Consider the following 5,317-nt stretch of genomic DNA (forward strand, 5'->3'; position numbering starts at 1 on the left):
GTATAATCGGTTCAGTAAGGTCGAGCTGCCGGATGCACTCGCTTTCTTTAGCGGTAAACGCCTTGTCCCGATCCTTACTGCGGTTGTCATGTTACTCGTTTCACTTATATTATTCTTCGTATGGCCACTCATCTACTCCTGGTTAGTTATATTTGGGGAAGGAATTAGTGAATTAGGTGCAGCTGGAGCAGGACTCTATGGATTTTTCAATCGGCTTTTGATACCAACAGGTTTACATCATGCTTTAAACTCCGTATTCTGGTTCGATGTAATAGGACTTAACGATATCGGTAAATTCTGGGCTGGAACAGGAATAAAAGGAACCACGGGCATGTATCAAGCCGGATTCTTTCCCGTCATGATGTTCGGTTTACCGGCTGCTGCTCTGGCCATGTACCATTCGGCAAAATCACGGAAGAAAAAACAAGTGGCCTCATTAATGCTCGCAGCCGGTTTCGCTTCATTTTTCACAGGCGTTACTGAACCGTTGGAATTTGCTTTCATGTTTGTTGCACCAGCCCTGTTTGTTGTTCATGCCTTATTAACAGGGATATCGTTAGCTATTGCCGCGACTTTCCAATGGACAGCTGGGTTCGGTTTTAGTGCAGGATTCATTGACTTTGTTTTAAGTTCAAGATTGCCATTGGCAAATGAACCTTATATGCTACTTCTTCAAGGACTGGCTTTTGCTGTCATTTACTATTTCTTATTCCGATTCTTGATAAAAAGGTTCAATTTAATGACTCCAGGCAGAGAAGATGATACAGAAGATGAGCTTGATGGTGGAGGAGTGATTGCAGAAGCAGACAGCAGTCAAGGCGGGAATGATGAGAGTAAATTCTTTGGAATGGCATCCGCTATTTATGAAGGTTTAGGCGGAGACGCTAACGTAATATCTGTAGAAAACTGCGTTACCCGATTAAGGGTTGAGGTAGAGAATATGGGAGCTGTCGATCAGAATAAAATCAAATCAACAGGGGTTGCTGGAATCAATATCGTGGGTACCCAAAGCATTCAAGTCATCGTAGGGACACAAGTACAATTCATAGCTGATGAAATTGAAAAGATCCGGAGGCAATAGCTGATACACTAAAAATCTACGATCAGGATTATATTTTCTGATCGTAGAGATTTTTATGATATTGATTTTATTAACTCTGCTCATAAAATAGAATTAAACGAATCAATGTTCTATAATATATAAGGGTATTGAGTGAAGGATTTGCCATGAAGCTTGGAGAATTAGTAATGAAGCTCGTCCGCCAATCATTTGAGTATTTAGGATATCGGCAGTAATGAAGGCTGTATACATACACGTTCAAACTAAAAAAACGATCATATAGTGTTCTAAGTTTTGAACAAGGGTTATCTTTTGCATTTTTCAAACTTTTTGTATGGGGAGGTTCAGGTCTTGTATAAACAAAAAACCAAAGAAACTGACAGTAGTGTCATTGAGTTCATTGAGAACGTCGATAATCCAAAAAAGCGTGAAGATGCATATGAATTGTTGGATGTTTTCACCAAAACGACAGGTTATGAGGCAAAGATGTGGGGACCGAGCATCATTGGGTTCGGTATCTATCATTATAAATATGAATCAGGTCACGAAGGAGAAGCCCCTCTGGTAGGCTTTTCCCCTCGAAAAGCAAAAATCAGTTTATATTTCTCTCCAGGGGATAAAAAAAGGGAAGAATTGTTACAGGCATTTGGAAAACACACTTCCGGAAAAGGGTGTGTGTACATCAATAAAGTGGCAGATATCGATATTAATGTATTGAAAGAATTGATTAATCAGTCTGTCAAGTTTTTGAGAGATAAGTACCCGGACAATGAAATATAAGAGAACGGATGATCAATTTATAATTTTTTAAGAGGAACAAGAAAGCGAGTGGGAACGAAAATGAGAAAAATTAAAGTGGGCATAGTTGGGTACGGATTGTCAGGAGCTACATTTCACGCTCCATTACTAAGTGTTTTAGGGCAGTTTCAAATAACGAAAGTTGTCAGCTCCAAGAAGGAAAAAGTCCAAAAAGATCTGAAAGATGTGGAAGTGGTAAGCAGCTTAGAGGATATTCTTGAGGACGCGTCCATTGATTTGGCAGTTATTACGACACCGAGTGGTTTGCATTATGAAATGGCCAAGCAAAGCTTGTTGGCCGGAAAGCATGTCATCCTTGAAAAGCCGATGGTGGTGGAAGGTTGGGAGGCAGAGGAGCTAATTAAGATTGCCGAGGAAAAGAATCTGCTATTAAGTGTCTATCATAACCGGAGATGGGATAATGACTTTTTGACCGTGAAAAAACTTATGGATGATGGAGTGCTTGGGGAAATCAATACATACCAAGTCCATTATGATCGATACAGGCCTGTGGTCAGGGATAGATGGAGGGAAAAACCAGGCCCGGGATCAGGCATGCTATATGATTTAGGATCACATCTAATCGATCAAGCACTGCATTTGTTTGGATTGCCGCAATTCGTTTGGGCAGATGTTTTTTCCCAAAAAGAAAATGCAGAAACGGATGATTATTTCCATGTGATATTAGGATATGAAAAGCTGAGAGTTATCTTACACTCAGGCTCAATCGTTCCGAATAATGGACCGCGGTATCAGGTGCATGGAAGTAAAGGATCATTTATCAAGTACGGTCTTGATTGCCAAGAGGCGGCCCTGAGTGAGGGGAAAAAACCGCTGGATGACTCTTGGGGTGCAGATGAACCCGAATTCTATGGTAAGTTGGTTACGGTTGAAGGAGAAAATGAGATACATGAAACCATTGAAACCCTGCATGGTTCTTATTTAACGTATTACCAGGCAGTTGCCGATAGTATATTGAGCGGGAAGAAAGCTCCAGTCACTGCCCAAGAAGGGTTATCGGTCATTAAAATCATTGATGCGGCTTTTGAAAGCAGTAAAGGAAAGAAAGCCATCTATATTAAATGAAATTCAATTTCCCCTCATAACATCATGAATTGAGAAAACTGAATGCTAAGCGGCCTTATTTTCAGAAATAAGGCCGCTTTTAATTTTGGTCAAATGCATGATTTCCCTCGTGAATTCGAGTGTTACGCAAGATTTAGAACTGTTTTTGCATAAAATTGGAGCGAATATTCGAGAGATTGAGTGTTTACTCGTGAGTTCATGCCATTTACTCGTGAATTTGGAGCAAATACTCGTGAAATTCATACATTTACTCGTGAATTTGCCGCATTTACTCGTGAATTCAAATATGACACAAGATTTTGAGCGGTTTACGCATAAAATTGAGTGTTTACTCGTAAATTCGAATATTACGCAAAATTTGACCTGATTCTGCATCAAATTGGAGCGAATATTCGAGAGATTGAAGTATTTGAACTGTGGATATTCTGTTTTGGAGGATTTATATTGAAATGAAAACCCCCGAATGGCGGCTGCTATTCGGGGGTTTCGTTAAGGTATATAAAATGAAATGCCTTTTAAGCTCTAGGATAATGCCTTTGTATGAAGAGATCGCTTTTGCCAAGCCATGGTAATCATCAAAGTAATGAATAAGAGGATAAGGCCCAACATGAAAGGATAGGTGATGTGGATATCATACATCATTCCGGCAAGTGTAGGTCCGAGCACATTTCCGATGCTCATATATGCATTATTCATACCCATTGCAAAGCCCTGCTCATTTCCTGCCATCTTGGAAATCAGTGTGTTAAGAACTGGACGTAAGATGGAGGTGGAAAGGAAGATGACCAGTGAAATTAAAAAGAAAATCAGGTAACTTGAAGCAAAAAGGGATAGAAGGAAACCGATGGCTGCAACACTGATAAAGATATTCAGCACATTCACTTCCCCGAAACGCCGTACAATCCGGTCGACGACAAACAGTTGTACAATTACACTGACGATACCTGTGGCTGTAACCATGACGGCGATGTCCTTAGGGCTTGAATTGAATTGATTATCAAGATAAAGACCAATGACAGATTCATATGCCATTAAGCCAAAGCTCATTACAAGAGTAATGATGAGTGGGATGAAATAGGGCATTTTCACGGATAAGGCAATCTTCCGAACCATCGTTTCGGTTTTTGCATCCATGTCTTGAGTAACTTGTGCCGTTTCGCTTTCTTTTAAAACAAAAATCGAAAATACTACAGCTGATAGGGATACCAGCGCAGAAATCAAAAAGGGAAACTTCAAGCCAAAATCAGCTAAAAAACCTCCAATTCCTGGACCGACTACAATGCCCAGTGACATGGCGGCAGATACTAAACTATTGCCTTTAGCGCGTTGATCAAATGTGGTGATATCGGCTACATAAGCAAAAATTGCGGGGATAAGCAAAGCTGCCCCAATCCCGCCAATGATGCGTGAAGCATATAATAACCAAATGGAATTGACTGCATAAAAAATAAACATGGATAATGTCAAACCAATCAATCCATAAATAATCATTTTTCTGCGCCCGAATTGGTCAGTCCATTTTCCGGCAATTGGTGAAAAGATAAGTTGTGCACCTGCGAAAATGGCAATCATTAGGCCAGCGGCGGTTCCTCCTTGATTAATGGAGGCCAGGTATGCTGGTAAAATGGGAATGATGATACCGAAACTTCCTATTGCTATAAACATATTGATCATGAGGATAATGATCTTCTTGCGTTGTTCTGCTGACATGGGCAGCCTCTCTCTCTCTTTAAAAATCAATAACCAATTTAATTCGCATGGTTAATTTTTTGATACGTTAATTATGTTATAGTTTTAGATAGATAGTGTCAATAAGAAAGGATTGTCAAACATGCATTCAAGTGAATTGTATAATTTACATCTAGAAATCAAGGAACTAAGCAGCCTCTCACAGGAATTGGTGGAACCTTTTTTGGTTAAATATGATTTAACTTCTGTACAGTATCGCGCATTGCATTTAATTGTCTTGACTGAATCCATAGCAGTTAAAGATGTTTCGAATCATTTAAAAATCAAACCTGCAGCAGGAACTGCACTAATTGACCGGCTTGAACGGAAGAAGTTGATTGAGAGGGTACACAGTGAGGATGATCGGCGGTTCGTTTTTATCCAATCCACCGAAAGTGGAAGGAGAATCTATCATTCCATAAATAAGTGTTTTGCCAAGATCTTTCGTGAATTTTATGGGGTCCTAAATGAAGAGGAAACGCAAGGGCTCAAACAAATCGTCGGGAAACTGACCGAACATGCATCGTCTTGCATAGAGAATAAAATATAGTCTTCCTGACGTCTATAGTTTCCATTATAATAGAAAGAAGAAGGCTCTTTTCGTAAAGATTGTTGTTTTTAAAATGAAACGATTTAAGGTTGATT

General features: G+C 39.7%; 5 protein-coding genes. 4 read left to right on the top strand and 1 reads right to left on the bottom strand.

The genetic code is table 11. From position 1 onward, the window contains the following. From ACFVSH_RS22345 to ACFVSH_RS22355, 3 genes are all read left to right on the top strand, one after another. Positions 1 to 1,081, top strand: a 1,081-nt coding sequence (locus ACFVSH_RS22345) for a PTS transporter subunit EIIC (RefSeq protein WP_387707885.1), incomplete at its 5' end; no start/stop codon positions are given. A 330-nt stretch (positions 1,082 to 1,411) separates the two neighbouring features. Further along, positions 1,412 to 1,840 (top strand): DUF1801 domain-containing protein, encoded by a 429-nt coding sequence (locus tag ACFVSH_RS22350; RefSeq protein ID WP_387707887.1) that lies wholly within the window; start codon positions 1,412 to 1,414, stop codon positions 1,838 to 1,840. 60 nt (positions 1,841 to 1,900) lie between these two features. Next, on the top strand, positions 1,901 to 2,944 hold the full coding sequence (locus ACFVSH_RS22355) for an oxidoreductase (RefSeq protein WP_387595963.1): 1,044 nt from the start codon (positions 1,901 to 1,903) through the stop codon (positions 2,942 to 2,944). Between the two features lie 522 nt (positions 2,945 to 3,466). On the opposite strand, the gene ACFVSH_RS22360 is transcribed toward ACFVSH_RS22355, so the two are convergent. After that, complete coding sequence (locus ACFVSH_RS22360) at positions 3,467 to 4,654, bottom strand: MFS transporter (protein ID WP_387707889.1); 1,188 nt, start codon at positions 4,652 to 4,654, stop codon at positions 3,467 to 3,469. A 121-nt stretch (positions 4,655 to 4,775) separates the two neighbouring features. Between ACFVSH_RS22360 and ACFVSH_RS22365 the strand changes: the two genes are divergently transcribed. Beyond that, positions 4,776 to 5,222 (top strand): MarR family winged helix-turn-helix transcriptional regulator, encoded by a 447-nt coding sequence (locus ACFVSH_RS22365; RefSeq protein ID WP_192204600.1) that lies wholly within the window; start codon positions 4,776 to 4,778, stop codon positions 5,220 to 5,222. Positions 5,223 to 5,317: the final 95 nt, after the last annotated feature.

It is taken from the genome of Peribacillus sp. NPDC058002 (assembly GCF_042886655.1).
In the GTDB taxonomy this organism is placed as follows: domain Bacteria; phylum Bacillota; class Bacilli; order Bacillales; family DSM-1321; genus Peribacillus; species Peribacillus aracenensis.